Source organism: Paenirhodobacter sp. (assembly GCF_047600745.1).
Taxonomy (GTDB): Bacteria; Pseudomonadota; Alphaproteobacteria; order Rhodobacterales; family Rhodobacteraceae; genus Rhodobacter.
The window spans coordinates 538240-563276 of record NZ_JASGKI010000001.1 but is presented as its reverse complement, the minus strand read 5'-3'; the positions used below and the strand labels follow the sequence as shown (position 1 = coordinate 563276).

26 protein-coding genes and 1 pseudogene are annotated in these 25037 nt (G+C 63.9%); 16 read left to right on the top strand and 11 right to left on the bottom strand.

Features of this window, described 5'->3' with window-relative positions:
- Positions 1–118: 118 nt before the first annotated feature.
- Positions 119–673: an ActR/PrrA/RegA family redox response regulator transcription factor gene (locus QM789_RS03015; protein WP_420350481.1), complete on the top strand. Its 555-nt coding sequence runs from the start codon at positions 119–121 to the stop codon at positions 671–673.
- Here the strand turns inward: QM789_RS03015 and QM789_RS03010 are convergent, their stop codons facing one another.
- The 6 genes from QM789_RS03010 to QM789_RS02985 all read right to left on the bottom strand — a co-directional run bounded on the left by QM789_RS03010 (position 674) and on the right by QM789_RS02985 (position 4191).
- Positions 674–1510, bottom strand: a complete 837-nt coding sequence (locus QM789_RS03010; RefSeq protein ID WP_420350480.1) for a DUF1217 domain-containing protein — start codon at positions 1508–1510, stop codon at positions 674–676. It lies immediately after the preceding gene.
- Positions 1507–1911 carry a flagellar biosynthesis repressor FlbT gene (flbT, locus tag QM789_RS03005; protein WP_420350479.1) on the bottom strand — a complete coding sequence of 135 codons (405 nt, stop codon included), beginning with the start codon at positions 1909–1911 and terminating at the stop codon, positions 1507–1509. The genes QM789_RS03010 and flbT overlap by 4 nt, the downstream gene beginning before the upstream one ends.
- The gene (gene flaF / locus QM789_RS03000; protein WP_420350478.1) at positions 1908–2285 is read right to left on the bottom strand and encodes a flagellar biosynthesis regulator FlaF; all 378 of its coding nucleotides are present in this window, start codon (positions 2283–2285) and stop codon (positions 1908–1910) included. The genes flbT and flaF overlap by 4 nt, the downstream gene beginning before the upstream one ends.
- Positions 2286–2370: 85 nt before the next feature.
- Positions 2371–3324, bottom strand: coding sequence for a flagellin (locus QM789_RS02995; protein WP_420350477.1), 954 nt, complete (start codon positions 3322–3324; stop codon positions 2371–2373).
- A 209-nt stretch (positions 3325–3533) separates the two neighbouring features.
- Complete coding sequence (locus tag QM789_RS02990) at positions 3534–3878, bottom strand: hypothetical protein (protein ID WP_420350476.1); 345 nt, start codon at positions 3876–3878, stop codon at positions 3534–3536.
- The gene (locus tag QM789_RS02985) at positions 3865–4191 is read right to left on the bottom strand and encodes a rod-binding protein (protein WP_420350475.1); all 327 of its coding nucleotides are present in this window, start codon (positions 4189–4191) and stop codon (positions 3865–3867) included. The genes QM789_RS02990 and QM789_RS02985 overlap by 14 nt, the downstream gene beginning before the upstream one ends.
- Here QM789_RS02985 and QM789_RS02980 point away from each other — a divergent pair.
- Together QM789_RS02980 and QM789_RS02975 are read left to right on the top strand one after the other, a co-directional pair.
- On the top strand, positions 4170–5408 hold the full coding sequence (locus tag QM789_RS02980; RefSeq protein ID WP_420350474.1) for a flagellar hook-length control protein FliK: 1239 nt from the start codon (positions 4170–4172) through the stop codon (positions 5406–5408). The two genes, QM789_RS02985 and QM789_RS02980, sit on opposite strands and share 22 nt — an antisense overlap.
- 10 nt (positions 5409–5418) lie before the next feature.
- Entirely contained in the window at positions 5419–6087 is a 669-nt protein-coding gene (locus tag QM789_RS02975) for a flagellar hook capping FlgD N-terminal domain-containing protein (protein ID WP_420350473.1), read from the top strand.
- Between the two features lie 201 nt (positions 6088–6288).
- Here QM789_RS02975 and QM789_RS02970 read toward each other — a convergent pair whose 3' ends face one another.
- The 3 genes from QM789_RS02970 to ubiE all read right to left on the bottom strand — a co-directional run bounded on the left by QM789_RS02970 (position 6289) and on the right by ubiE (position 9429).
- Positions 6289–6891, bottom strand: a complete 603-nt coding sequence (locus QM789_RS02970) for a hypothetical protein (protein WP_420350472.1) — start codon at positions 6889–6891, stop codon at positions 6289–6291.
- Positions 6892–7150: 259 nt separating this feature from the next.
- Positions 7151–8677 (bottom strand): 2-polyprenylphenol 6-hydroxylase, encoded by a 1527-nt coding sequence (gene ubiB, locus QM789_RS02965; protein WP_420350471.1) that lies wholly within the window; start codon positions 8675–8677, stop codon positions 7151–7153.
- A complete protein-coding gene (ubiE, locus tag QM789_RS02960; protein ID WP_420350470.1) occupies positions 8677–9429 on the bottom strand; it encodes a bifunctional demethylmenaquinone methyltransferase/2-methoxy-6-polyprenyl-1,4-benzoquinol methylase UbiE in 753 nt (250 codons plus the stop codon). Before ubiE ends, ubiB begins: the two co-directional genes overlap by 1 nt.
- 74 nt (positions 9430–9503) lie before the next feature.
- Here ubiE and mutM point away from each other — a divergent pair, with 74 nt between their 5' ends.
- From mutM to QM789_RS02920, 8 genes are all read left to right on the top strand, one after another.
- Positions 9504–10349: a bifunctional DNA-formamidopyrimidine glycosylase/DNA-(apurinic or apyrimidinic site) lyase gene (gene mutM, locus QM789_RS02955; RefSeq protein WP_420350469.1), complete on the top strand. Its 846-nt coding sequence runs from the start codon at positions 9504–9506 to the stop codon at positions 10347–10349.
- Positions 10350–10418: 69 nt separating this feature from the next.
- The gene (locus QM789_RS02950; RefSeq protein WP_420350468.1) at positions 10419–11195 is read left to right on the top strand and encodes an enoyl-CoA hydratase; all 777 of its coding nucleotides are present in this window, start codon (positions 10419–10421) and stop codon (positions 11193–11195) included.
- A gap of 142 nt (positions 11196–11337) precedes the next feature.
- Positions 11338–11607 (top strand): 30S ribosomal protein S20, encoded by a 270-nt coding sequence (rpsT, locus tag QM789_RS02945; RefSeq protein ID WP_420350467.1) that lies wholly within the window; start codon positions 11338–11340, stop codon positions 11605–11607.
- A 491-nt stretch (positions 11608–12098) separates the two neighbouring features.
- On the top strand, positions 12099–13460 hold the full coding sequence (gene dnaA, locus QM789_RS02940; protein ID WP_420350466.1) for a chromosomal replication initiator protein DnaA: 1362 nt from the start codon (positions 12099–12101) through the stop codon (positions 13458–13460).
- Between the two features lie 80 nt (positions 13461–13540).
- Positions 13541–14659, top strand: a complete 1119-nt coding sequence (dnaN, locus tag QM789_RS02935) for a DNA polymerase III subunit beta (protein ID WP_420350465.1) — start codon at positions 13541–13543, stop codon at positions 14657–14659.
- A gap of 2 nt (positions 14660–14661) precedes the next feature.
- Entirely contained in the window at positions 14662–15714 is a 1053-nt protein-coding gene (recF, locus tag QM789_RS02930) for a DNA replication/repair protein RecF (protein ID WP_420350749.1), read from the top strand.
- A gap of 76 nt (positions 15715–15790) precedes the next feature.
- On the top strand, positions 15791–18241 hold the full coding sequence (gyrB, locus tag QM789_RS02925) for a DNA topoisomerase (ATP-hydrolyzing) subunit B (RefSeq protein WP_420350464.1): 2451 nt from the start codon (positions 15791–15793) through the stop codon (positions 18239–18241).
- Entirely contained in the window at positions 18241–19002 is a 762-nt protein-coding gene (locus QM789_RS02920; protein ID WP_420350463.1) for a TSUP family transporter, read from the top strand. Before gyrB ends, QM789_RS02920 begins: the two co-directional genes overlap by 1 nt.
- Here the strand turns inward: QM789_RS02920 and QM789_RS02915 are convergent.
- Positions 18999–19973, bottom strand: coding sequence for an asparaginase (locus QM789_RS02915; protein ID WP_420350462.1), 975 nt, complete (start codon positions 19971–19973; stop codon positions 18999–19001). The genes QM789_RS02920 and QM789_RS02915 overlap by 4 nt on opposite strands.
- Positions 19974–20132: 159 nt before the next feature.
- On the opposite strand from QM789_RS02915, the gene QM789_RS02910 reads away from it, so the two are divergent.
- From QM789_RS02910 to QM789_RS02890, 5 genes and pseudogenes are all read left to right on the top strand, one after another.
- Positions 20133–20657: an invasion associated locus B family protein gene (locus QM789_RS02910; protein WP_420350461.1), complete on the top strand. Its 525-nt coding sequence runs from the start codon at positions 20133–20135 to the stop codon at positions 20655–20657.
- A gap of 108 nt (positions 20658–20765) precedes the next feature.
- Positions 20766–21947 (top strand): 23S rRNA (adenine(2503)-C(2))-methyltransferase RlmN, encoded by a 1182-nt coding sequence (rlmN, locus tag QM789_RS02905; protein WP_420350460.1) that lies wholly within the window; start codon positions 20766–20768, stop codon positions 21945–21947.
- A 124-nt stretch (positions 21948–22071) separates the two neighbouring features.
- Complete coding sequence (locus QM789_RS02900) at positions 22072–22320, top strand: hypothetical protein (RefSeq protein WP_420350459.1); 249 nt, start codon at positions 22072–22074, stop codon at positions 22318–22320.
- 486 nt (positions 22321–22806) lie between these two features.
- Positions 22807–23507 (top strand): annotated as a pseudogene (locus QM789_RS02895) (IS5 family transposase).
- Positions 23508–23602: 95 nt separating this feature from the next.
- Complete coding sequence (locus tag QM789_RS02890; RefSeq protein ID WP_420350458.1) at positions 23603–23971, top strand: glycine zipper family protein; 369 nt, start codon at positions 23603–23605, stop codon at positions 23969–23971.
- 120 nt (positions 23972–24091) lie between these two features.
- Here QM789_RS02890 and QM789_RS02885 read toward each other — a convergent pair whose 3' ends face one another.
- Positions 24092–24475 (bottom strand): hypothetical protein, encoded by a 384-nt coding sequence (locus QM789_RS02885; RefSeq protein WP_420350457.1) that lies wholly within the window; start codon positions 24473–24475, stop codon positions 24092–24094.
- Positions 24476–25037 lie beyond the last annotated feature (562 nt).

Sequence of the window (25037 nt, the reverse complement as noted above, 5' to 3'; positions counted from 1 at the left end):
CTCCGGGATACCGGCGCAACGCATGCGCGGCAATGGCGCTGCGCGGGCCGGTGTGGCAAATTGACCCTGCGGGACGAAGGCATTAGAAGATCAAGGCGTTCTGGACGAAAGGGCTGGCATGTCTGAGGATGAATTCGCGGAACTGGGACAGGACCGGACGCTGCTTCTGGTGGATGATGACGCGCCCTTTCTGACCCGGCTCGCGCGTGCCATGGAAAAACGCGGGTTCCAGACGGAGACAGCCGAAACCGTGGCCGCAGGGAAGGCGGTCGTGCATGCGCGGCCCCCCGCCTATGCCGTGATTGATTTGCGGCTTGAAGACGGGAATGGCCTCGAAGTGGTCGAACTGCTGCGCGAGCGGCGGCCCGAAGCACGAATCGTCGTGCTGACCGGCTATGGGGCGATCGCGACGGCCGTCGCCGCGGTCAAGATGGGCGCGACGGATTACCTGTCGAAGCCCGCGGATGCGCATGACATCACGACTGCCCTGCTTGCCAAAGGCGTGGACCTTCCCCCGCCGCCGGAGAACCCGATGAGCGCCGATCGCGTTCGGTGGGAACATATTCAGCGCGTCTATGAGTTGTGCGACCGGAATGTGTCGGAAACGGCGCGGCGGCTGAACATGCACCGCCGGACCCTACAGCGGATTCTTGCGAAGCGAAGCCCGCGCTGATCAGAGCAGAAGCGAGAGGACGGTGTTCCCCGCGTTTCCGGATGCACCGCCCTGAAAGAGCGCGAGAACAGGTGGCGTGGCTGTGGTGGATGTGATGCCATCGACCAATTCGGCGCGGATCACATAGCTTTTCGTCAATTTCTCCATGCCGCCATCGGCAAGAAGATCGGCGAATTTATCTGCCCCGTACATGGTTTTGGCCTTGTTCTTGTAGACTTGGAGCTGCTGATCGACGTTCAGGCTCGAAACGGATGCCGGAAGGCCCAGTGCCGTGCGCATGAAGCTGCTGAGGATTTTCGAGCCGATGACCGAATACCATTTCGTGTTTTCGGAAGATGAGCTTTTGGCCAGCGCCGGAAGATCCCGCTGAGCCGCTATGGCAATCCGATAGGATTTATTCGAATCGCCGACGGCCGCCTCAAAAGCGTGGCTCTGATATTGGGTCAGTATCTTGTCGGCGAAGCCGGTTTTCTGTGACAGCGGAGTTTTAAAATCGCCGAAGCCAAAGGCGGCGGACAGTTTGTAATAGGACTTGTCGACGAGCCGGTTGGCAAAGGACGTTTCGTCCAATGTGCCCTGTTCCAGCACTTTGCGGATGAACGCCTTGCTGTTGATGTCGCTCTCCAGGCCGAAGGCGCCAAGTGCGACCGTAAGCAGGCGGCGGTCATTGACGAGCTCCTCCGCCGAGGAAATGCTGCCGATCTTCGCGCGGAAGTAATCCGACAGGTTCTGGCTCTGTGACGAGGCGTTGAAGGTGGCCTTTTGGCGCTCCATCGTCTTGTTGAGCACCACCCAGCCGGAATATCCACTCAGCGCGATGACCGGTTTGTAGCTCATTTCCGCCCCGCTGCAAGGATCCGCTCTTCCCGGGGCAGCAGGCTGCGAAGGGCCTTGAGCGCATTGTAATGCTGATTTTCGATCACTGCCGCGGTAGCCAGTGCCAATTGTTTGCGGCTGTCGGGATCGACAAGCACCTGACTAAGTTGTTCGATGCCCCGCAGCAGTTGCAGGCGGGCTTCGTCGGGGGTGATGTCGCCCGAGAGAACCAGTTGTGCGATATAGACCACGCGGCGAACCGGGGTGTTCACCTCCTCGGGGTGAATGGCGTCGCGCAGGCGGAGGATATGGGCGTTGGGCGTCATGATGGCGAGGCGCGAGCGCCGTTCGCCATTCTCGATCACGGCGCCGTTTATGAGCACCCGTTCCTTTGGCGCGAGCTTCAGGACCAGCCCGGTCATGCGGTGCCACCGTCGTTTCGCAGTCCTCGCATGATCGCGGTGTTGACTTCGATCAGGATGTCCAGAGAGGCGTTTTCAGACAGAACTTTGCGCGATTGGACGCGTGTGAATTCGGCTAGAAAGGCCACCCGCTTGCGCAATTCGAGCGGTAGTCCGTTTTCCGGAAGCGCGACATCCGCAGCCAGCAGGGACCACAGCTCCCGGTTGTCGTGAATGGCGCGAACCAGACCGGGATAGTCTTCCTTGGCGTGCTGGCCAGCCCGTTTGAGCCGATGCGTGACGCGTGCGAAGGCCTCGTATTCGATATCGCGCGGGGTGCGAATGGCGCTGTCGGTACCGGCATAGGCCGATCGGGCCATGAGAGTGGCGTTCACGATGAATCATCCTGCAAATGGGAGTTTCAGGAGGGGTGTTGCTCGGGGGAGGGGCGGAGGGCCATTGCGGCCCTCCGCTTTCGCGTTAGCGGAACAGCAACAGGAGCGTTTGCGGGGTTTGGTTCGCAATCGACAGTGCCTGAACGCCGAGCTGCTGCTGCGTTTGCAGTGCAGCCAGGCGCGCCGAAGCCTCTTCCATATCCGCGTCAACGAGCGAGCCGATACCCGCGGTCATCGCATCGGAAATCTTGCTCATGAAATCCGCCTGGTTGGAGATCTGAGCTTCCTTGGCGCCGAAATAGGACGCGACATTGGTCGCGTAGGAAAGGGCCGCGTTGACAAATTCCAGCGCTTGTCCCAGCTGTTCCGAAGTCAGCGCGGTGCCCCCGCCAATGTTGACGACGATCCCGTCCATCAGATCCTGGAACGAGGCGCCGGCAGCAGGGCTTCCGGTCGGCGCAGCGTCGGCCGCCGGCTTGACATAGGCAAGCGACATACGCTCGATCGAGATCGATTCGGTGCTGACAGTTCCGGTCGGCGAGCGGTTGAGGGCCGCCAGAACGTTGACTTCGGTCCCGGCCGGGCCGGTGCCATCCGCATCGGGCGTATAATCCGCACCGGCGGAATCTTTGCCGTTGATCAGGTTCAGGCCGTTGAACTGCGCGCTCGTGACGTAGCCGCTGATGCTGGCCTTGGCATTGTCGATCGAGGTTTGCAGAGTCTTGCGATCCATGTTCTCTGCTTGAGCGTTGACCAGAAGGCCCTGGATGCCCTTCAGTTCCTTCACGACCGCATCGGAGGCGTCGCTGGCAACCTTGACGCTGGAACCGCCCAGATTGAGCGCACTCTTGATCGCGTTGATGCCGTTGACATCCGCTTCCATGACCTTGGTGATCGACCAGATTGCCGCATTGTCCTTCGCCGTGGCGATGGATTTACCAGTCGAAATCTCGCTTTGCGCCTTGGCCAGATTGTTGTTGGTGTTCTTGAGGGTTTGCAGCGCGGTCATGGCACTGGTATTCGTCAGAATGCTGGTCATGTCGTCGTCCTTCATGCAATTGGCGCTTTTGCGCCGGGGTTGATCCGCCGTCCCATGACGGCATCCTGCGTTCTGACAGGTGCGGCGATGGTTTCGGTGCCGCGCCATCCTTTTGGATGCGTTGTCATCCTTGCACTCGGGGGACTAATGAAAAGCTAAGGCCGACCCGAAGGTCGGCCCGAGATTATTTAAGATTTTCACGGTTCGCGTCAGGCGCGCATTTCCACGGTGCCTTCCGCGCGGGTGATATGCTGCGCCTGGCCGTGGCGGTCATATCCGGTGAAGCCGCGCGCGCCTTCGCGGATCTGCTGCAAGCGGATCTGGGCATTGCGCACCCCGCGCAGGGCCGCTTCGAGCAGGCGCTGATTCTGTTCGGCCTCGGCCCGGATATTCCCAAGGGCGGCGGTCGGGGTGCCTGCAAGCGCGTCAATCAGGTCCTGCTTGCGCTGCACGAGAGAGCCGAGCCGGGCGAAATCCGCGGTCCGGATGACATCGCGCTCCTGCGCGAGCAGGGTCTTCAGTTCGGCAAGCGTGGTCGTTTCATTCGCGGACATTGGGGGCCCCTTTGGACATGGCCTGAAAGATTGATTCGGCGAGGCCAATTCCACCGGCCTCCGACATTTTCTGGGCATAGGCGCTGCGCAGGAAGGAGGAGAACTGTTCCTCCCCGATCCCGCCGCCGAAGCCGCCCTGCATTTCCCCGAATCCCGCATGGCCGAGCATTTCGGAGAGGAAATTCGCCTCCAGCTCCACCGCCTTCTTGCGCAGGAGAGTATCGTCCGCCCGGCTGGCAGGGGGGGGCGCGGTCGTGAGTTGAATGCCGTTCGCCATTCGGATCCCTTCAATTGGCGCGATTTTCCCGATCATTGCCTGAACGAAGTAAAGAAGCGGTAATCTTGTGCTGTCATGAAGGAGAAATCGCAGACAGAAGTCGTGAGCCCATGCAAGCCATTGCCGCATTCGATCATATGACCAGCCTTCCGCCTCCGGCGGAGCAGGTTGCCGCAGGAGATGTCCACGAAGGGGCGGGGGCCTTCGAGGCTTTGGTGGGGGATGCCGATCCCGTCCGGTCGGAGGAGGAGCGGGACGATACGGCGGATGAGGCCGCGCCCGCGTCCGGGGTGATCTGCTTGTCCGGCTTGCTCCTGCCGACCGATTCGGACCCGGTGGGCGAGGGTACGGCAAATCCTGTGGATGGGCTTGGCGGGGCGCGGCTCCAATCCGGCGCGGAGGCCACCGGAAGTTTGGACATGATGCCCGCGGTCGGCGGGGCTCCCGGGGAGATTGCGCCCCCCGCGGATTCCGGAGATCCGGCGGGTGAGGCCACGCAGTTCACCGTTGATGGGCCGGATGCTTCGGGGGCGATGCCGGAGCCGGAGGTCGCCGTGGCTGAGAAGCCGCGGGAGGCCGGGCCGAGGGCCGCGACGGGAGAGCCCCAATCCGCCGGAGAAGAGGCGGGAGAGGTGGAGATCCGACCAGCCGGGGAGGGGGCTGATGCCTCGGGCGGGGAAGCTTCGGACGATTCGGCGCAGCACGGGGCGGAGGATGCTCCTGCGGCGCCAAACGGAAAGGTCGCCGAGACGGGCACTTCCCGCCACGGTGGCGTTTTTGCACTTTATGAGGCGGCGGCGTCGGCGACGGCACGCCCCCCCGAATCAGCACCGGTCCAGCCCGGCCAGCAAACAGCCCTTGTTCGCCAGATGTCCTTTGAACTGGGACAGGCCGTCACCGCACAACCCGATGGAACGGTCGAGATGACGTTTTCGGAGGACGATCTCGGACATATCAAAGTGTCGATGCGGCACGAAGATGGCGTCATGAGTGTCACGATCCACGCTGACCGGCAGGAGGCGATCGACCTGTTGCGGCGGCACACCGACATATTCGCGCGCGACATGCGGGGGCTTGGCTTCTCCGATGTCGGTTTCAGCTTCAACGAGCGCGGTGGCGGGCAGAAACCGCTGACCGGCGGGCCTGTCAGCGGGGCAGCGGGCGAAACCGCCCCGGCAATCGCCGATATCCCGGTCCATTCAGACACCCGATCCCGCACCGGCGGAAGCAGCGGGCTCGATCTTCGCATATGAGGACAGTTTCATGACCACAGTGACAGCAGCGACACCCAGCACCACAGGCGCCAAGACCAACACGGCGAGTTCCTCCGCCGCGACGATCAGTTCGGATTTCACCACCTTCCTGAAGATGCTGACGACACAGATGCAGAATCAGGATCCGACGGACCCGATCGAGAGTTCGGACTATGCCGCGCAGCTCGCGAATTTCTCTCAGGTCGAGCAGCAGGTGAAGACGAACGATCTGCTGGGGACGATCTCCGGCGCGCTCGGTCTGTCGGGCCTGTCCCAATATGCGAACTGGGTCGGAATGGAGGTGCTTTCCACCGGTGGGGCGTTCTATGATGGCGTGTCACCGGTTTCCTTGTTCGGCAGCGCGAACAAGGATGCCGATGAGGCGATTCTGGTGGTGTCGGACGCCTCCGGCAAGGAGGTCGCCCGCCACGCGGTTTCCCCTTCGGAGAATTCGTTCGAGTGGAACGGGACGGATAGTTCGGGAAAACCGCTTCCCTTGGGCAGTTACGATTTCGCGCTGGAAAGCTATGGCGATGGCAGCCTGATCGACACCAAACGTCTCTCCAGCTACGACAGGGTTGTCGAAGCGCGCATGGAGAATAACGAAATGGCGCTCGTTCTGGCGAACGGCGCCCGGATTTCTCCCCGCGATGTGACGGCTTTGCGAGAAACCAAGTGATGCCTATGCGGGCATCTCCGCGACGGAGGTCTTGAGGTGGTGCCCGCTGCCCGCCGGGGAGTTGCGCTCTCCGGGGGGCAGCGCTGAAGGCCAAGGAAGAGCCGTAATCGCGCGCTGGATGAAATTGCGGATGGGGGGTGCCCCGCCATTCTCACGGTTGAAGCGACTGAGCCTTCCGAATGCAGAGGGTTGCGCACCGGATCAGGGCTGCGCCTTGACGCATTCCAACAACTTCTTCGCGGCGGCGGAGCTGCCGCGGGCGGAGAGCTTGATCGGGCCCGAATTGACCCCATCCTTGACCATGATGGATTTCCTGGCAGCGGCCATGGCATTCAGGAAGGCTTCGGACGCTTCTTTGTCCAGGAGAAGATCAATGGCCAACTGATCCGAGCCAACGGTTCCGGCAGAGGCGTCGCTGACGGTTACCGTCTCAAGCCGCTTGTCATCGGCGAATGCGGCGTTCAGGGCGCCGAGGGAGATCGCAGCCGAATCGCTCCCGTCGTGAGTATACCCCGGGATAGCCCTGACCGTGATCCCGTCTTCTGATGTATCGCAGATGACAGCGGCCCCACTGATCCTTGCCCCAAAACCGCTCCCAATCAGAACGAACGCTGTAATCTTGTTCGATCCGGAAAACGGATCGGTTTCGGGTTCCCACGCCATCGCTACCCCATTCATGGCCAGCAGCAGTGCCGCGGCGTACCTGGAATTTTCATGATCACTTTTCTCAGCCGGACGCTGCCGCCTCTCTCTTTGGCTGTGAAGGTCGAAAAATCCGCACGGCCAAAGTGTCGTGGGGTCCATGGACCGCGAAATCCGAGACTTCGCCCGACAATTTACCGGCCCGTGCCGACCGGCGAAAGGCCTGCCGACGACCGAAGATGGTCAGAATTGGGGTGAGGTGTCATGCCGCTTGGCAGGCTGCCGAAAAGGGTTCTGAGAGGGCGTGGTCGAGGAATTTTCCTTGGTTCGGCAGGACTTCCTCATCGAACGGGCTTTGCAACAGCCTTTTAGGCGCAGATCCCTCAGCAGGGACGGGCAGGAGCATCTGCGCAGCCTTTGTTCAGAACAGCCGATCCAGCCCGGCCCCGGCGAGCAGGAGCGCAGCCCCCGCGAGCCAGATCCCCACGGAATGCCGTTTCTTCCGCTGGGGTTCGTCCGGCGGGGCCTGTTCGCGCAGGATCAGCGATTGCAGCAGCCCGGGCAGGCGCGGCCCGAAATGACCAAGCACCAGCGCCGTGCGTTTCAGGTCGCGTAGGGCCGCCCTGGGGCCGAGGTTCGCGCGGATATAGGTCTCGACCACGGGCCGCGCGGTCTCCCACATGTTCATCGCCGGGTTCAGCGAACGCGCCACGCCCTCGACCACCACCATCGTCCGTTGCAGCAGGATCAGCTCGGTCCGGGTCTGCATCCCGAAGCGTTCGGTGACTTCGAGCAGATAGGCCAGCAGCCGCGCCATCGAAATCTGCGTCGCATTCATGCCGAAGATCGGCTCGCCCACCGCGCGCAGCGCCAGCGCGAACTGGTTCACATCGCGGTCGGCGGGGACATAGCCCGCCTCGAAATGCACCTCCGCCACGCGGCGGTAATCGCGCTGGATGAAGCCCATCAGGATCTCGGCATAGACCCGGCGGGTGTATTCGTCGATCTGACCCATAATGCCGAAATCGAAGGCGATGATGTCGCCATTCGCCGCGACCTTCAGGTTGCCCTGGTGCATGTCAGCGTGGAAATAGCCGTCGCGGAGCGCATGGCTGAGGAACAGTTGCAGCACCCGTTCGGACAGCGCAACCAGATCGTGCCCCGCCGCGCGCAGGGCGGGAACGTCGCCCATCGGGATACCCTCGGCCCAGTCCATCGTCATCACCGTGCGGCCCGACAGCGCCCAGACCGGCATCGGCACGCGGAAATGCGCGTCGCCCGCCGTATTCGCGGCGAATTGCGAGGCGGCGGCGGCTTCCAGCCGCAGGTCCAGTTCGCCCAGAACCGTCTGCTCGAAGTGGTTCACCACATCCGACGGCCGCAGGCGTCGCGTCGCGGGCAGCATCCGTTCGATCATCCCGGCGGCGAAATGGAAGGCGTCCAGATCGGTGCGGAAGGCTTTTTCGATGCCGGGGCGCAGCACCTTCACCGCCACCTCCTGACCGGTATCGGCGAGAGTCGCGCGGTGGACCTGCGCGATCGAGGCGGCGGCCACCGGCTCGGAAAACGCAGAGAATGCCGCATCAATCGGACGCAGCAGTTCCTCGGCGATCATCTCCTTGGCGATGGCGGTGGGGAAGGGGGGCAGCTTGTCCTGTAGCACCCGCAACTGATCGGCGAGTTCGGAGCCCACCACATCGGGCCGGGTCGAAAGCACCTGGCCGAATTTGACATAGGCGGGGCCGAGCGCGGTGATCGCCCGCGTCACCGGCGGCAATGCCGGATCGCCCTTGTAGCCCAGCCATTTGAACGGCCAGCCCATCACCCGCGCCGCCAGCCGGAGCCGCGGCGGGGCGTCGAGCGCCTCCAGAACCGCGCCCATCGCGCCGGTGCGCTCGAAGGTGGCGCCGGTGCGGATCAGACGCCAGATGTTGTGCGGCCCCCGCATCAGATCTTCCAGCCGGAATGCAGCGCGGCGATGCCCATCGACAGGTTGCGGTATTTCACCTGCCCGAAGCCCGCGGTGCGGATCATCTCCGCGAAGGTGTCCTGATCCGGGAATTTGCGGATGGATTCCACCAGATATTGATAGCTGTCGCGGTCGCCCGCCACGATCTGGCCCATCGCCGGGATCACGTTGAAGGAGTAGCGGTCATAGAGCCATTGCAGCATGTCGTTCGGGATCTGGCTGAATTCCAGCACCATCAGCCGCCCGCCGGGGCGCAGCACGCGGAACGCTTCCTTCAGCGCATCGGGGACGCGGGTCACGTTCCGGATCCCGAAGGAGATCGTGTAGACGTCGAAGCTGTTGTCCGCGAAGGGCAGGGCCATCGCATCGCCCACGACCCAGGTCAGCCGCTCGGCCATGTCCTCGGCCTCGGCGCGCTTCTGGCCCTCGATCAGCATGGATTCGGTCATGTCGCAGACGGTGGCGGTGGCGCCCGGCGCGCGTTTCAGGAACCGGAAGGCCACATCGCCGGTGCCGCCCGCGACATCGAGCAGCCGCTGCCCGGGCCGGGGCGCCAGCCAGTCCATCATCGCATCCTTCCACAGCCGATGGATGCCGACGCTCATCAGGTCGTTCATGATGTCGTATTTCGAGGCGACGCGGGAAAACACCCCGTGGACCATCCCGGCCTTTGCGTCCTCGTCCACGGTCTTGAAACCGAAATGCGTGGTCTTGTGGTTTTCCGCTGTCATCGCTCTTGCCGATCCCGAAATCTTCTCCTTCTTATAGGAGCCCTTTCGGCCAAGACAATGCGACAGGAACAATCATGCCCGAACTGCCCGAGGTGGAAACCGTGCGCCGCAGCCTTGCGCCCGCGATGGAGGGGCGCGTCATCACCCAGGCGCAGGTCAACCGGCCGGACCTGCGCTGGCCCCTGCCGGAGCGGATGGCGGAGCGGCTGACGGGCAGGCGGGTGGAGCGGTTGCGGCGGCGCTCGAAATACATCCTCGCCGATCTGGACAGCGGCGAGAGCCTGCTGATCCATCTGGGCATGTCGGGGCGGATGCTGGTGTCGGGGGATATGCTGGGCGGGTTCCACCACGACCATCCGGCGCCGCAAAAGCATGATCACGTCGTGTTGGACATGGAGGGCGGGGCGCGCGTCACCTTCAACGACGCCCGCCGGTTCGGGGCGATGGATCTGGTCCGGACGGATCGGGAGGCGGCGCATTGGCTTCTGGCGGGGCTGGGGCCGGAGCCTTTCGGCAATGAGTTCAACGAGGATTACCTGGTGGCCCGGCTGAAGGGTCGCGCGACGCCGATCAAGGCCGCGCTGCTCGATCAGCATGTGGTGGCGGGGCTGGGCAATATCTATGTGTCGGAGGCGCTGTTCCGGGCGGGGATCGACCCGCGCCGGCAGGCGGGCCGGATCGCGGCGCAGCGGATCGCCGCGCTGGTGCCGGTGATCCGCGAGGTGCTGTCCGAGGCGATCGCGGCGGGCGGCTCGTCGCTGCGTGATCACCGGCAGGCGAGTGGTGAACTCGGCTATTTCCAGCACGCCTTCCGCGTCTACGACCGCGAGGGCGCGCCCTGCGTCACCTGCGGCACGCCGCTGAAACGCATCGTGCAATCGGGCCGCTCGACCTTCTTCTGCCCGGCCTGCCAGAAGTAAGGGTGCGAAGGACTTGATTAATGGGGTGGGCCTGCTACAACTCCGCCCGAAACAAGGAAAGGCGAAGCCATGGCCTACCAGACCCTGATCGTCGAGATCGAAGACTACGTTGCCCTGATCCGGCTGAACCGCCCCGATGCCCTCAACGCGCTGAATTCGACCCTGTTGAATGAGTTGGTCGATGCGCTGCATCAGCTGGATTCCAACGAGAAGGTGCGCTGCATCGTCCTCACCGGCTCCGAGAAGGCCTTTGCCGCCGGGGCGGATATCAAGGAAATGTCGTCGAAGAGCTTCGTCGACATGTTCGGCTCGAATTTCTTCGGCACGGAATCGGATGCGCTGCTGCGCACCCGCAAGCCGATCATCGCGGCGGTGGCGGGCTATGCGCTTGGCGGCGGCTGCGAACTGGCGATGATGTGCGATTTCATCATCTGTGCCGAGAACGCGAAATTCGGCCAGCCGGAAATCAACCTCGGCGTCATCGCCGGGATCGGTGGCACGCAGCGGCTGACCCGCTTCGTCGGCAAGTCGAAGGCGATGGACATGCACCTGACCGGCCGCTTCATGGATGCGGCGGAGGCGGAGCGCTCCGGGCTGGTGAGCCGCGTCGTGCCGCTCGCGCAGCTGATGCCCGAAGCGATGGCCGCGGCGCAGAAGATCGCGTCGAAGTCGCAGATCAGCGTCATGGCGGCGAAGGAATGCGTCGACCGCTCCTATGAGACCACGCTGCGCGAAGGCGTGCTGTTCGAGCGCCGCGTGTTCCATTCGCTGTTCGCGACCGAGGACCAGAAGGAGGGCATGGCCGCCTTCCTGGAAAAGCGCGAACCGCAGTTCCGCGACAAGTAAGGCTTCCCTTTCGGGGCGCCGTGCTGTATAGGCGCCCCTTACATGCGCGTGGAGCCCGCTCAGGCTGGAATCATCAGGTTCACTGGGGACCGGGTTTTTGCGCGCGATTCATTGCAACAGACCCGAAGGTTGGGAAAACTACATGGCCAATACGCCCCAGTCCAAGAAGCGCGCCCGTCAGAACGAGACCCGCAACGAAATCAACCGCGCTCGTCGTTCGCGCATCCGCACCTTTGTCCGCAAGGTCGAGGAAGCGATCGCTTCGGGCAATGCCGAAGCCGCGAAGGCTGCGCTGCTGGCCGCGGAACCGGAAATGGCGCGGGGCGTGACCAAGGGCGTGCTGCACAAAAACACCGTGTCGCGCAAGGTCTCGCGCCTGTCGGCCCGCGTGAAGGCGCTGTCGGCGAACTGAGCCCCGGTCACGGGGCCGGAAGGGACTGTTTCCCATCCGGAGATGAAAAACTCATGAAGGGGTGCCGTTCGGCGCCCCTTTTGATTTTTCAAGGGTTTTCAGAACCTTAATCGCTTCTGTTGCGGGCACGACCACGGCCGGGGGATTCGCGGGGTTAATCCGCCGTCAAGCGCGAAGTTCGGTTGCGGGGCGCCCCGCCGCCAAGGTAGCTTGACCCAGCGATTCACGTCGTCTTGGGGGACATGACGCAACCCGGATGCCGGAGCAGAGCTAAAGTCTGCCACGACAACGAAAAAGCCGGAGCTTTCCGGCATTTGGGATGCGATTTCAATTCGCGGGAGGGCGGTTCCTCCCGATATTCGGCAGGTGATGCCGGGCCCGGATTCCGGGGCCGGGTTTCCTGTTCCCGTGCCGGTTGTATCGGCCCGCTGCTGCTGCGGGTCGCCGGTCCAAGGTTGCGTGTCCGCGATGACAGTAGGCGAAGGCACGAGATGAGCGAAGAAACCTGGGGGCGGGTCCGGAATGAACTTCTCAAGAGCGTCGGGAAGACCAACTTCTCCACCTGGATCGCACCGCTGAGCCTGCTCGGCGTCGCGGAGGGAATCGCCTCGGTCGAGGCGCCGACGAAATTCATGTGCGACTGGGTGTCGCGCAATTTCGGCGAGCCGATCCTGCGGGAGCTGCGCGCCTCCGGCCTCGCGGTCGAGCGGATCGAATTCCGCGTCGCGGAACTGCGCCCGATGCCCGCGGCGGAGGTCACCCGCAGCCCGGCCGCACCTGTGCGCAAGGCCGCGCGCCCCGTGGACGAGGAACTGCCGGGCGCGCCGCTCGATGCGCGCTTCACCTTTGACACTTTCGTTGTCGGCAAGCCGAACGAACTCGCCCATGCCGCCGCGCGCCGCGTGGCGGAGGGCGGGCCGGTCTCCTTCAACCCGCTGTTCCTTTATGGCGGCGTCGGGCTGGGCAAGACCCACCTGATGCATGCGATCGCGCATGAACTGTCCACCCGCCGCCCCGAAATGCGGGTGCTCTACCTGTCGGCGGAGCAGTTCATGTATCGCTTCGTGCAGGCGCTGCGCGACCGGCAGATCATGGATTTCAAGGAGTTGTTCCGCTCCGTCGATGTGCTGATGGTCGATGACGTGCAGTTTATCGCGGGCAAGGATTCGACGCAGGAGGAATTCTTCCACACCTTCAACGCGCTGGTCGATCAGGGCAAGCAGATCGTGATTTCCGCCGACCGCGCGCCGGGAGAGATCAAGGACCTGGAGGAGCGGATCCGCTCGCGGCTGCAATGCGGGCTGGTGGTGGACCTGCACCCGACGGATTACGAACTGCGGCTCGGCATCTTGCAGACCAAGACCGAAGGCTATCGCGGCCAGTATCCGGGGCTGAAGATCGCCGATGGCGTGCTGGAATTCCTGGCGCATCGGATCACCACGAACGTGCGCGTGCTCGAAGGCGCGCTGACCCGGCTGTTCGCCTTCGCCTCGCTGGTCGGGCGGGAAATCACACTTGATCTGGCGCAGGAATGCCTGACGGATATTCTGCGCGCCTCGGACCGCAAGGTCTCGATCGAGGAAATCCAGCGCAAGGTGGCCGAGCATTACAACGTCCGCCTGTCGGACATGATCGGGCCGAAGCGGATGCGCACCATCGCCCGGCCGCGGCAGGTGGCGATGTATCTGTCGAAGCAGCTGACGACCCGGTCGCTGCCGGAAATCGGGCGCCGCTTCGGCGGGCGCGACCACACCACGATCATGCACGGTATCCGCAAGATCGACGAGCTGATGGTCGAGGATCGGCAGTTGACCGAGGATGTCGATCTGCTGCGGCGTCTGCTGGAGTCTTGACGCTCCGGCCAATCCAGCCGAATGTCCTGAAAAATCCGTGCCACGGCGCAGAACGCGCCGGGCTGCCGTGAGGGAAGACCATGAAGATCAGCATCGAGCGCGCAGACCTGCTGAAAGCCGTCGCGCAGGCCCAATCGGTTGTCGAGCGGCGCAACACGATCCCGATCCTGGCCAATGTGCTGATCGAGGCTGAGGGGAACGCCGCTTCCTTCCGCGCGACCGACCTCGACATCGAGGTGGTCGACAAGGCGCCTGCGGCGGTGGAGCGCGCGGGGGCGACGACGGTTTCGGCGGTGATGCTGCACGAGATCGTGCGCAAGCTGCCCGATGGCGCGCTGGTCGTGCTGGCCGATGATCCGGCGGCGGGGCGGCTGACGATCACGGCGGGGCGGTCGAGCTTCAACCTCGCCACGCTGCCGAAGGAAGATTTCCCGGTGATGGCCTCGGCCGAATATACCGCGAATTTCACCGCCAAGGCGGGCGTGCTGAAGCGGCTGTTCGACAAGTCGAAATTCGCGATTTCGACCGAAGAGACACGCTATTACCTGAACGGCGTCTATATGCATGTCGCGCAGGGCGAGGGTGGGGCGGTGCTGCGCTGTGTCGCGACCGATGGCCACCGGCTGGCCCGGATCGACGCGCCTTTGCCGGAAGGGGCGGCGGGGACGCCTGGCGTTATCGTCCCGCGCAAGGCGGTGAACGAATTGCGCAAGCTGCTGGATGATGACGACGCCGATATCGCCGTTTCGGTGAGCGAGACGAAGGTGCGCTTCGCCACGCCGCGGATCAGCCTGACCTCGAAGGTCATCGACGGCACCTTCCCGGATTACACCCGCGTCATCCCGATGAACAACACGCGGCGGCTCGAAGTCGATGCGGCGGAATTCGCCAAGGCGGTGGACCGGGTGGCCACGGTGTCCTCGGAACGCTCGCGTGCGGTGAAGCTGAGCCTCGACGAGGACCGGCTGGTGCTTTCGGTCAACGCCCCCGATGCCGGGGCGGCGGAGGAAGAACTGGCCGTGGCCTATGCCGATGAGCGGCTGGAGATCGGGTTCAACGCGAAATACCTGCTGGAAATCGCGTCGCAGGTGGATCGGGAAAATGCCGTCTTCCTGTTCAATTCCTCGGGCGATCCGACGCTGATGCGCGAGGGGAACGATACCTCGGCGGTCTATGTCGTGATGCCGATGCGGGTGTGACGATCCTTTCGACGCTGACGCTTCTGCAATTCCGGTCGCACCGTCGCGCGGAGATCCGCGCCGATGGGCGGCCGGTTGCCATTTTCGGCCCGAACGGCGCGGGGAAGACCTCGGTGTTGGAGGCGATTTCGCTCTTGTCGCCGGGGCGCGGGCTGCGGCGGGCTGCGGCGGCGGAACTGATCCGACGGCAGGAAGAGGTCGGCTGGAAGATCCGCGCCGATATCAACGGCCATGAGGTCGAGACCCACGCCCTGCCGGGGTCCGCGCGCGAGGTGCGGATCGACGGCAAGCCCGCGCCGCAGGTGGCGCTTGGGACGGTGGCGAAGGTGCTGTGGCTGGTGCCGTCGATGGACCGGCTCTGGATCGAGGGGGCGGAGGGGCGGCGGCGGTTTCTCGACCGGATGACGCTTTCCTTTGTTCCGGGCCATGCCGAGGCGGCGCTGGACTATGACAAGGCGATGCGGGAGCGCAACCGGCTACTGAAGGATCAGGTGCAGGATCGCGCCTGGTATGACGTGCTTGAGGCGCGGATGGCCATGGCCGGGGGGCGGATCCGGGCGGCGCGGGCGCTGGCCGTGGCGCGGATCGCGGCGGCGCAGGCCGGGGCCGCGACGGCCTTTCCGGCGGCGGATCTGGCGGTGACGGGGGAGGGGCCGGAGGATCTGGCCGCCGCGCTGGCCGCCGGCCGACGGCGTGACATGGCGGCGGGTCGTACGCTCGAAGGGCCGCATCGCGCGGATCTTGAGGCGATCTATGCCGAGAAATCCACCCCCGCCGCGCAATGTTCGACCGGCGAGCAGAAGGCGCTGCTGATTTCGCTGCTGCTCGCCAATGCCCGGGCGGTGGCGGCGCCGGTCCTGTTGCTGGACGAGGTGGCTGCGCATCTGGACTCCACGCGCCGCGCCGCGCTTTACGATGAAATCTGCGGGCTTTCCGCGCATGTCTGGATGACGGGGACGGAGGCGGCACTGTTCGACCACCTCGGCCCCCGGGCGCAGTATCTGGAGGTCACGGAAACGGCGGGCCTGTCCAGCCTGCGGGAGGCGGCGCCATGAGCCATTTCGTGCGTTTGGCGTGACATTGCCGCGCCAAGCCGCTACAACTTCGCAGCAACGATCAGGATTGGTGCGGATGACCGAGCAGACCCAGAAAAAGTCCGAATACGGCGCGGATTCCATCAAGGTTCTCAAGGGCCTGGAAGCGGTGCGCAAGCGCCCCGGCATGTATATCGGCGATACCGATGACGGTTCGGGCCTGCATCACATGGTCTACGAGGTCGTGGACAATGGCATCGACGAGGCGCTGGCCGATTATGCCGATTACGTTCACGTCGTGATCCATGCCGACAGTTCGGTCTCCGTGCGTGACAATGGCCGCGGGATTCCGGTCGACCTGCACCCGGAGGAGGGCGTTTCGGCGGCCGAGGTCATCATGACCCAGCTTCATGCCGGGGGGAAGTTCAACAACACCGACGAGGGCGGAAACGCCTACAAGGTCTCGGGCGGTCTGCATGGCGTGGGGGTTTCGGTCGTCAACGCGCTGTCGGACTGGCTGGAACTGAAGGTCTGGCGCAACGACAAGATCTATTTCGCGCGGTTCGAGCATGGCGATTGCGTCGAGCATGTCCATGTGATCGGTGAGGAGCCGGGGGGGCGCGGCACCGAGGTGCGGTTCCTGGCATCCTCGAAGACGCATGATCCGGAGGGCACCTTCTCGAACCTCGACTACAGCTTCAAGACGCTGGAAAACCGGCTGCGGGAGCTGGCGTTTTTGAACTCTGGCGTGCGGATCATCCTCGAAGACCTGCGCCCGGCGGAGCCGCTGAAGGCGGAACTGCATTACGAAGGTGGCGTCAGGGAATTCGTGAAATACCTCGACCGGTCGAAGACCGCGCTGATCCCGGATCCGATTTACATGACCGGCGAGGTGCGCGGTATCGGCGTCGAGGTGGCGATGTGGTGGAACGATACCTACCACGAAAACGTGCTGCCCTTCACCAACAACATCCCGCAGCGCGATGGCGGCACGCACCTTGCGGGCTTCCGTGGCGCGCTGACCCGGACGCTGACGAAATATGCGCAGGACAGCGGCATCGCCAAGAAGGAGAAGATCGACTTCACCGGCGACGATGCGCGCGAGGGGCTGACCTGTGTGCTGTCGGTCAAGGTGCCCGATCCGAAATTCTCCAGCCAGACCAAGGACAAGCTGGTGTCGTCCGAGGTCCGTCCGGCGGTCGAGAACCTGGTGAACGAAAAGCTGGGCGAGTGGTTCGAGGAACATCCCGGCGAGGCGAAAATCATCGTCGGCAAGATCATCGAGGCGGCGCTGGCCCGCGAAGCCGCCCGCAAGGCGCGCGAACTGACCCGGCGCAAGACGGCGATGGATGTGGCCTCTCTGCCCGGAAAACTGGCCGATTGCCAGGAGAAGGATCCGGCGCTGTCCGAGGTTTTCCTCGTCGAAGGGGATTCCGCGGGCGGCTCGGCGAAGCAGGGGCGGGAGCGGAAGAACCAGGCGGTGTTGCCGCTGCGGGGCAAGATCCTGAACGTGGAACGCGCGCGGTTCGACCGGATGCTGTCCTCGGAGCAGATCGGCACGCTGATCACCGCGCTCGGCACTGGCATCGGGCGCGACGAGTTCAACATCGACAAACTGCGCTACCACAAGATCATCATCATGACGGATGCGGACGTCGACGGCGCCCATATCCGCACGCTGCTGCTCACGTTCTTCTTCCGGCAGATGCCCGCGCTGATCGAGAACGGCTATCTCTATATCGCGCAGCCGCCGCTGTATAAGGTCGCGCGGGGCAAGTCCGAGGTCTATCTGAAGGATCAGGCGGCGCTCGAAGATTTCCTGATCCATCAGGGCGTTGAGGGCGCGCGGCTGCGTCTGGGCGATGGGCAGGAGATCATCGGTGCCGATCTGGAGCGCGTGGTCGAAGAGGCCCGCGTGATCCGCCGGATCCTGCAAGCCTTCCCGACGCATTACCCGATGGGGATCCTCGAACAGGCCGCCATCGCGGGCGCGCTGGTGCCGGGCCGAGTGGATGCCGATGCGCAGGGCGTGGCGAATGCGGTGGCCGCGCGGCTTGATGAGGTCGCGGTGGAATATGAGCGTGGCTGGTCCGGGCGACCGACGCAGGACCACGGGCTGCGCTTTGCCCGGGTGCTGCGCGGGGTCGAGGAACACCGCACGCTCGACGGTCAGGTGCTGCGTTCGGGCGAGGCGCGGCGGCTCGCCGCCCATACCGACGCGTTGCAGGAGGTTTACGGCAAGCCCTCGCTGCTGATCCGCAAGGACCGCGAGCAGCCGATTCACGGCCCGCTCGCGCTGTTGCAGGCGGTGCTGTCGGAGGGCGAAAAGGGCCTGACCCTGCAACGCTACAAGGGGCTGGGCGAGATGAACCCCGAACAGTTGTGGGAAACCACGCTCGATCCTTCGGCGCGGACGCTGTTGCAGGTGCGGGTGGAGGATCTGGCCGAGGCCGATGACATCTTCACCAAGCTGATGGGGGATGTAGTGGAACCCCGCCGCGAATTCATCCAGCAGAACGCACTGAACGTCGAGAATCTCGACTTCTGATGGCCGATCTGTCGCTGCATCTGGTGATGCTGCTGGTCGCGGCGGCGTTTTTCGCGGGCATCATTGATTCCATCGCGGGGGGCGGCGGGCTGATCACGCTGCCCGCGCTGATGCTGGCGGGGGTGCCGCCGTTACAGGCGCTGTCCACCAACAAGGTGCAGGGCGTGTTCGGCGCGGCCACGGCGGCGGTCTCCTATGCGCGCGCCGGGCATGTGGACCTGCGGCGGCAGATCCGTTCGGCCGGGATGGCCTTTGCCGGCGGTCTGGCGGGGGCGGGCTGTGCCGCGCTGATCCCGGCGGATGCGCTGCGGATGGGGCTGCCGGTGCTGCTTCTGGCGATCGCGGGGTTCTTCGCCTTCAAGAAGGGGTTGAACGATCTGGACCGGCTGCAACGGCTGAACCCCTTTGCTTTCGCAGCGTTTTTCGTGCCGCTGATCGGGTTTTACGATGGCGCGCTCGGGCCGGGGGCGGGGTCGTTCTACATGATCGGCTTCGTGATGCTGGCGGGCTATGGCGTGCTGAAGGCCACGGCGCATACCAAACTGCTGAACTTTGCGTCGAACCTCGGCGGGCTGGTGGCCTTTGCCGCGATCGGCAAGCCGCTTTGGATCGTCGGGCTGGCGATGGGCGTGGCGCAGATTGCGGGCGCGCGGATCGGCTCGCTCCTGGCGATGCGGGTGGGGGCGCGGGTGATCCGGCCGCTGCTGGTGGCGACCTCGACGTTGCTGGCGTTGCGGCTGATCTGGCAGAACTGGTTCTAGGCGAAGCCGGGCGCCAGCCGCATCTCTCCGGTCACCAGCCCGCGCCAGTTGGTCTGCGCCTTCGGGATCAGCCGTTCGGCCACCGGATGCGCGGGGTCGAGCACACCGGCCCGGATCAGCAGCGTGGTGATTGCCGCTTCGGATGCCCGGGTGCCGCCGTCGAGGATTTTCAGCGCGATACCCTGCCGCAGTTCCGGGATGATCGCGACAAAGACCGCCTCGGCGCCGGTCTTCACCGCGGCGCGGCCCCCGGTCGCCCGCATCAGCCGGGTGCAGGCGCGTTCCTCTCCGGCGACCATCTCCGGAAAGGCGACCATCGCGCGGGCGAGCCGGGCCGGGGCGCTGCCCTCGGGCGCGGCGGCAAAGTGCTGCATCGCGCGCGCCAGCCCGGTGACGGTGCAGGCAAAGTTCGGCGCCGAGCAGCCGTCGATGCCATAGCCGGGGGAAACCTCCTGCGTGGCCTCCTCAAACGCGTCCTTCACGGCTTTTTGAACCGGGTGGTCGACCTCGGTATATTCGCTGCCGCCGCCAAGGTGCCGGTTCAGCGTGAGGAACCCGGCATGCTTGCCCGAACAGTTGTTGTGCAGTTGGCAGGGGCTGGTGGCGGAGCAGGTCAGGCGCTTGTTCTCGTCGCGGTCCTGCGGCATATGCGCGCCGCAGCGCAGATCGGCCTCGCCCAGGTCGAGCGCCGCGAGCCAGTCCGCAACCGCCTGAACATGCAGGGCCGCGCCCGAATGGCTGGCGCAGGACAGCGCAAGCTGCCGCTCCGTCAGGCCCGCCGCATCGGCCGCCCCGCTGCGGATCAGCGGCAGCGCCTGGATCATCTTGCACGACGAACGCGGGAAGATCACCGCCTCCGGATCGCCCCAGGCCATTTCGATCCCGCCCGGCCCGAACACCACCGCATGGCCCGAATGCACCGACTCCAGCATCCCGCCCCGCCACAGTTCGACCATCGGCACAGCCGCCATTCGCCTCTCCTTCGATGAAATCGGCCGCAGGGTCTTTCCCCCTGTGGCAAAATCGCGTTATTTGTCGAATATCGAGTTGAAATCGTGACCGCCAGTGTGAAGAACGGCGCAAGGCCGGGCTGCGGTCCAGGGGCAACAGGCAGCTTGGAGGCTGTAACCATGAAGACATTCGTTGTGCGGGGGGCTGCGGTTCTGGCGGCATCGCTGGTTCTGGCGGGCTCTGCGGGGGCACAGGCGACCTCCAACCGCGTCGCGGCCAAGACGGACTGGTCCGTCTTCGTCGAGGAGAAGCCGAAGGAATGCTGGGGCGTTTCGGCGCCGAAGGAAACCGTCAATACGAAGGACGGCAAGAAGGTCGACGTGCGCCGCGGCGACATCCTGCTGTTCGTGACCTTCCGCCCGGGCAAGCAGGGTGAGGTGTCGTTCATGGGCGGCTATCCCTTCGCATCGGGCTCGACGGTGGATGTTGTGGTCAATACCGGGGCGAAGTTCCAGCTGTTCACCGATGGCGAAGGTGCCTGGGCCGGATCGCCGGAAGACGATGCGAAGCTGATCGCGGCGCTGCGGGCGGGTGCCGATGTGACGCTGACGGCGCGGTCGGGCAAGGGCACGGTGACGAAGGATAAATTCTCGCTGATGGGCTTCACCGCGGCGATGACCGAAGCGCAGAACCGCTGCAAATAAGCCCCTCCGCAGGGCACGGGCGCGCCTTGGGGCGCGCCTTTTGCGTTTCCGGCTTTGTTTTTCGGGCCGAATCCCCTATATCCGGCTCTCATTCCTCAGGATACGGCCATGAACCAGCTCGCAGCCCCGATCACGCAAGACGTGCTGACCCTCCCGCGCAAGTTGCCCGAGGGCGGCAAGGTGAACCTTGTCGGCCTGACCCGCTCCGGGTTGCGCGATGCGCTGATCGCCGCGGGCACGCCCGAGCGGCAGGCGAAGATGCGCGTCGGGCAGATCTGGCAGTGGATCTATCACTGGGGCGTGCGCGATTTCGCGCAGATGACCAACCTCGCCAAGGAGTATCGCGCGCTTCTGGAGCGGAACTTCGAGATTTCGGTGCCCGAGATCGTCACCCGGCAGGTGTCGATGGACGGAACGCGGAAATACCTTCTGCGGATCGCCGGCGGGCATGAGGTCGAGGCGGTCTATATCCCCGAGGAAACCCGGGGCACGCTGTGCATCTCCTCGCAGGTCGGTTGCACGCTGACCTGTTCGTTCTGCCATACCGGCACGCAAAAGCTGGTGCGAAACCTGACGGCGGGGGAAATCGTCGGTCAGGTCATGGTGGCGCGCGACGATCTGGGCGAATGGCCGAAACCCGGCGCGCCGAAGGAAGACGGGCGGCTGGTGTCGAATGTCGTGCTGATGGGCATGGGCGAGCCGCTTTACAATTTCGACAATGTGTGCGACGCGATGCAGGTGGTGATGGATGGCGAGGGGATTTCGCTCTCGCGCCGCCGGATCACGCTCTCGACCTCGGGCGTCGTGCCGGAAATCGCCAAGACGGCGGAGGAAATCGGCTGCCTGCTGGCGGTCAGCTTCCACGCCACCACCGACGAGGTGCGCAACCGGCTGGTGCCCGTCAACAAGAAATGGAACATCGAAACGCTGATCGGCGCGCTGCGGGAATATCCGCGCCTGTCGAACAGCGAGCGGATCACCTTTGAATATGTGATGCTGAAGGATGTGAACGACAGCGACGATGATGCGCGGCGTCTGGTGAAGCTGATCCGCGGCATCCCGGCGAAGATCAACCTGATCCCGTTCAACGAATGGCCCGGCGCACCCTATGAGCGCAGCGACTGGGAGCGGATCGAGGCCTTCGCCGACATCATCTATAAAGCCGGCTACGCCAGCCCGATCCGCACTCCGCGCGGCGAGGATATCATGGCCGCCTGTGGCCAGTTGAAATCGGCGACCGAGCGCGCCCGCAAGAGCCGCGCGGCCATCGCCGCCGAAGCGGGACTTTAGAACGTTTTTCTGGCCATCGGCTAGAGGGTTCCGGGATTTGTCATGCTGCGCTTCCCGGCTGTTGATGCAGCTATGGGGGGCGAGATGGGCAGGCCGCATCCGATGGAATTTCGGACGCGGGTCGTTGCGTCTGCTGACGAGGGCATCGCAGGACTTCCGTGTTTCACCGAAATTCGTCAGTGATCTGGTCAAGTTGCGGCGTGAAACCGGATCGCTGGTGCCGGGCCAAGGCAACGGCGGCGGGCTGGTCGATGTGACGAGCGGGATCACGCTTGATAAGTTGGCAGCAGAGCTTTCCGAGATCTATGGCGGCCCCGTCTGGCCGGTCCTGCGCGGCCTCGGGCTGATGCACAAACGACCTGCACGCGCTTGAGCAGAAGCGCAAGGATGTGGCCGATCCACGGCGCATCGGGACCGCGAAACGTCAGCCTTTCATGGCTAGAACTCTGGAAAGATTGGCGTTTATAGACGAGAGCTCCGTCAAGACCCACCTAGCCAAGACCATCCGTTGGGCGTCCTGCGGCCAACGCCTTGTCGATCACGCGCCGACCAGCTACTGGCCCCAGACCTATGTCGCGGCCCTGTGCAGCGTCGACGCCTGGTTCCTCTTCCTGCCGCCATTGAACCCCATGGAAATGGCACTCTCAAAACGGAAGTCGCTGAGCAGGAAAGCGAACCTGCGATCACCTATCGGCAGCCGACGGCCAAGTCTGGCACAACGTCGATCCCGGCGAATGCCGGAACGACTTCAAGGCAGAAGGATAGCAGGCCGATTGCTAGGTTGGATCGACATTCAGGATTCCCATGAGTTGTTTTGGGTGTTTCATGGGGCAGCGTGTTATGGGCAACGGAGTTCTGGATGGCCCAGAGGCGCTATGAGGTGAGCGAGACCCAATGGGCGAGGATTGCCCTGATATTGCCGGGAAAGGCCGGCGATCCCGGGTGGTCGGGTGCGGATGACCGCGTGTTCGTGAACGGCTGTCTCTGGGTACTGTGGTCGGGCGCGCATTGGTGCGACCCGCCGGAGCGGTATGGCAACTGGAAGACCGTGCATCGGCGCTTCAGCCGCTGGTGTCATGCCGGGGTCTGGGACCGGGTGTTCGACGCGCTGATGCGGGATCGCGACAACCTCTGTCTGATGATCGACAGCACAATCGTGCGGGCGCACCAGCAGGCGACCAGCGGAAAAGGGGGCAGGGATCAGGCGCTGGGGCGTTCCCGAGGCGGACTGACACCAGATCCACATGCTCGCTGATGCGCTGGGGCCGCCCCTGAGGTTTCTCGTCACCCCCGGCCAGACAGGCGACATCACCGCCGCTCCCGCACTGCTCGACGGGCAGGAAGGCGGTGCGGTGCTGACCGGAAAAGCCTATGAGGATGCGTTACGGGAGAGTCACCCCCTCCAATCGCAGCAGGAAGGCCATCATCCCGTTTTACAGGCCCGCAACCGCATCGAGCGATGCTTCAACCGTCCGACGCTCCGCCACCTGCTACGACCGAAAGGCAATCCACGTCACAGCCGGCATCCTGCTCCCTGCCACCATGCTTTGCTTAAGGTGATTGTTGATGCCGCCCAGGCTGGACAAGCTCCCCTGGAGCGGCAGATACTATCGGCTGCCTGCTTTCGGGCGACCTTTCGAGGTGAGGAGAATCATATGAAAATCCACAGGTTTCTGATCGTGCCCGTGCTTCTGGTGGCGGCCTGTGCCAATACCGGGGCCAATTACCAGCCGATCATCGACGGCCCGGTCGGCCCGAATTACCAGAACGATCTGGCCTCCTGTCAGTCGCTTTCGACCCAGCAGGGTGTGCTGGACGGTAATACCGGGATGACGGCGGCGACCTCGGCGGGCGTTGCGGCGGCGGGCACGGCGATTATCCGCAACCGGGGGCACAACGTCCGGAACGCGGCTGCCGTGGGTGCGCTCGCAGGGATCGCCGGCAGCGCGCTGAGCAACAACCAGAGCCGCGAGTCGATCGTCGCCAACTGCATGCGGGGCCGTGGCTATCGCGTCGTCGGGTGATTGCCCAAGGGGGCGACCGGAGGGTCGCTCTCAGCCGTGCGGCGGATGGCTGGAAAGACATGGCTAGCGGTCCGCGCAGGCCTAGGTTCTCGCCCGTGTCAGACCGATTGGTTGGGTCGGCTACTTGTCCGGACCCGACCCGCCTTCTGCTTCGTTGGTGTGTTCGACAGCTTGCTTGCGAGCCAACGCCAGCAGCTTTTCCACCTCTTTCACTGATCCCGCTTCCACCTCGATATCACCCACCCTGAGTCGGGCCTTTCGCCCCAGCCTACCGACAAACCAACCGCCGATAGCAGTAATAGCCGCCGGGCCTAGTTCTTTCGCCATTATCGTGAACTCATTCAAGACAGGAAAGTCCGCAGCCATCCGGAAGTGCGTCGTTCCCGAATATTTGATGTCCTGCTTTTTCAGGAGTTCTTCAAAGGCTTTGCGGTCATCCCAAGTGGCACGAGAGTCTCTGCAATCGTCTCGCCAGAAAACAACTGTGATTTCAGGATCACTCATGAATGCTCCGTGTTCGGTGGGGTCTCGAATGTGGTGAAAATTGCATGTCGACTGTCTTCGGGGATGCGAAGCTGCCACAGGTTAGGCGGTGTGGTCAAGTGCGGGGCTGAGCGAGGGCTCCCAATTGTCTACCTTGCGCATCTGAAGCTGCCCTGAGGACAGTAACGGTTAGAATGGCATCGGCGCGATCTCAACGTAAGACAGAACGGCCAGAGGTTTGATTTTTCGATGAAATTCATCATCCGGACATTCTGTCGCATTGGTGGTCGGTGCCGGTTTTCAGTGCGAGGCATCAAAACGGGTGAAACGGAGGAGGCGATTACTGGACTGCTTGAGGCTAGAGCGAGTTGCAGTCAATCGGCTTTCTATCCTGCGGCTTGGATGTAGTTCCAACATAGCTCATGTCGCGGTAGTCTTCGACAAGATCGTCAAGCAGGGTTCAATGCCTGTGAACCGCGCAGTATTGGGCAGGGAGGTCTCGCCCGAGAAGCACCACTGCTCGGTTGGGGGCGCCAGAGTATTGAGCGCTGCGTCCGGCCTGTTTTGTCCGGAGCCGGATCGG

What these genes read in the sequence shown, in the direction of transcription:
- QM789_RS02890 (WP_420350458.1), top strand. Translation starts at nt 23,603, where the DNA reads ATGAAAATCCACAGGTTTCTGATCGTGCCCGTGCTTCTGGTGGCGGCC.
- QM789_RS02995 (WP_420350477.1), bottom strand. Translation starts at nt 3,324, where the DNA reads ATGACCAGCATTCTGACGAATACCAGTGCCATGACCGCGCTGCAAACC.
- QM789_RS02985 (WP_420350475.1), bottom strand. Translation starts at nt 4,191, where the DNA reads ATGATCGGGAAAATCGCGCCAATTGAAGGGATCCGAATGGCGAACGGC.
- QM789_RS02975 (WP_420350473.1), top strand. Translation starts at nt 5,419, where the DNA reads ATGACCACAGTGACAGCAGCGACACCCAGCACCACAGGCGCCAAGACC.
- QM789_RS03010 (WP_420350480.1), bottom strand. Translation starts at nt 1,510, where the DNA reads ATGAGCTACAAACCGGTCATCGCGCTGAGTGGATATTCCGGCTGGGTG.
- ubiB (WP_420350471.1), bottom strand. Translation starts at nt 8,677, where the DNA reads ATGCGGGGGCCGCACAACATCTGGCGTCTGATCCGCACCGGCGCCACC.
- QM789_RS02885 (WP_420350457.1), bottom strand. Translation starts at nt 24,475, where the DNA reads ATGAGTGATCCTGAAATCACAGTTGTTTTCTGGCGAGACGATTGCAGA.
- QM789_RS02920 (WP_420350463.1), top strand. Translation starts at nt 18,241, where the DNA reads ATGGCCGATCTGTCGCTGCATCTGGTGATGCTGCTGGTCGCGGCGGCG.
- gyrB (WP_420350464.1), top strand. Translation starts at nt 15,791, where the DNA reads ATGACCGAGCAGACCCAGAAAAAGTCCGAATACGGCGCGGATTCCATC.
- QM789_RS02950 (WP_420350468.1), top strand. Translation starts at nt 10,419, where the DNA reads ATGGCCTACCAGACCCTGATCGTCGAGATCGAAGACTACGTTGCCCTG.
- rlmN (WP_420350460.1), top strand. Translation starts at nt 20,766, where the DNA reads ATGAACCAGCTCGCAGCCCCGATCACGCAAGACGTGCTGACCCTCCCG.
- QM789_RS02970 (WP_420350472.1), bottom strand. Translation starts at nt 6,891, where the DNA reads ATGGACCCCACGACACTTTGGCCGTGCGGATTTTTCGACCTTCACAGC.
- mutM (WP_420350469.1), top strand. Translation starts at nt 9,504, where the DNA reads ATGCCCGAACTGCCCGAGGTGGAAACCGTGCGCCGCAGCCTTGCGCCC.
- flbT (WP_420350479.1), bottom strand. Translation starts at nt 1,911, where the DNA reads ATGACCGGGCTGGTCCTGAAGCTCGCGCCAAAGGAACGGGTGCTCATA.
- rpsT (WP_420350467.1), top strand. Translation starts at nt 11,338, where the DNA reads ATGGCCAATACGCCCCAGTCCAAGAAGCGCGCCCGTCAGAACGAGACC.
- QM789_RS02990 (WP_420350476.1), bottom strand. Translation starts at nt 3,878, where the DNA reads ATGTCCGCGAATGAAACGACCACGCTTGCCGAACTGAAGACCCTGCTC.
- dnaN (WP_420350465.1), top strand. Translation starts at nt 13,541, where the DNA reads ATGAAGATCAGCATCGAGCGCGCAGACCTGCTGAAAGCCGTCGCGCAG.
- ubiE (WP_420350470.1), bottom strand. Translation starts at nt 9,429, where the DNA reads ATGACAGCGGAAAACCACAAGACCACGCATTTCGGTTTCAAGACCGTG.
- dnaA (WP_420350466.1), top strand. Translation starts at nt 12,099, where the DNA reads ATGAGCGAAGAAACCTGGGGGCGGGTCCGGAATGAACTTCTCAAGAGC.
- QM789_RS02915 (WP_420350462.1), bottom strand. Translation starts at nt 19,973, where the DNA reads ATGGCGGCTGTGCCGATGGTCGAACTGTGGCGGGGCGGGATGCTGGAG.
- QM789_RS02910 (WP_420350461.1), top strand. Translation starts at nt 20,133, where the DNA reads ATGAAGACATTCGTTGTGCGGGGGGCTGCGGTTCTGGCGGCATCGCTG.
- QM789_RS03015 (WP_420350481.1), top strand. Translation starts at nt 119, where the DNA reads ATGTCTGAGGATGAATTCGCGGAACTGGGACAGGACCGGACGCTGCTT.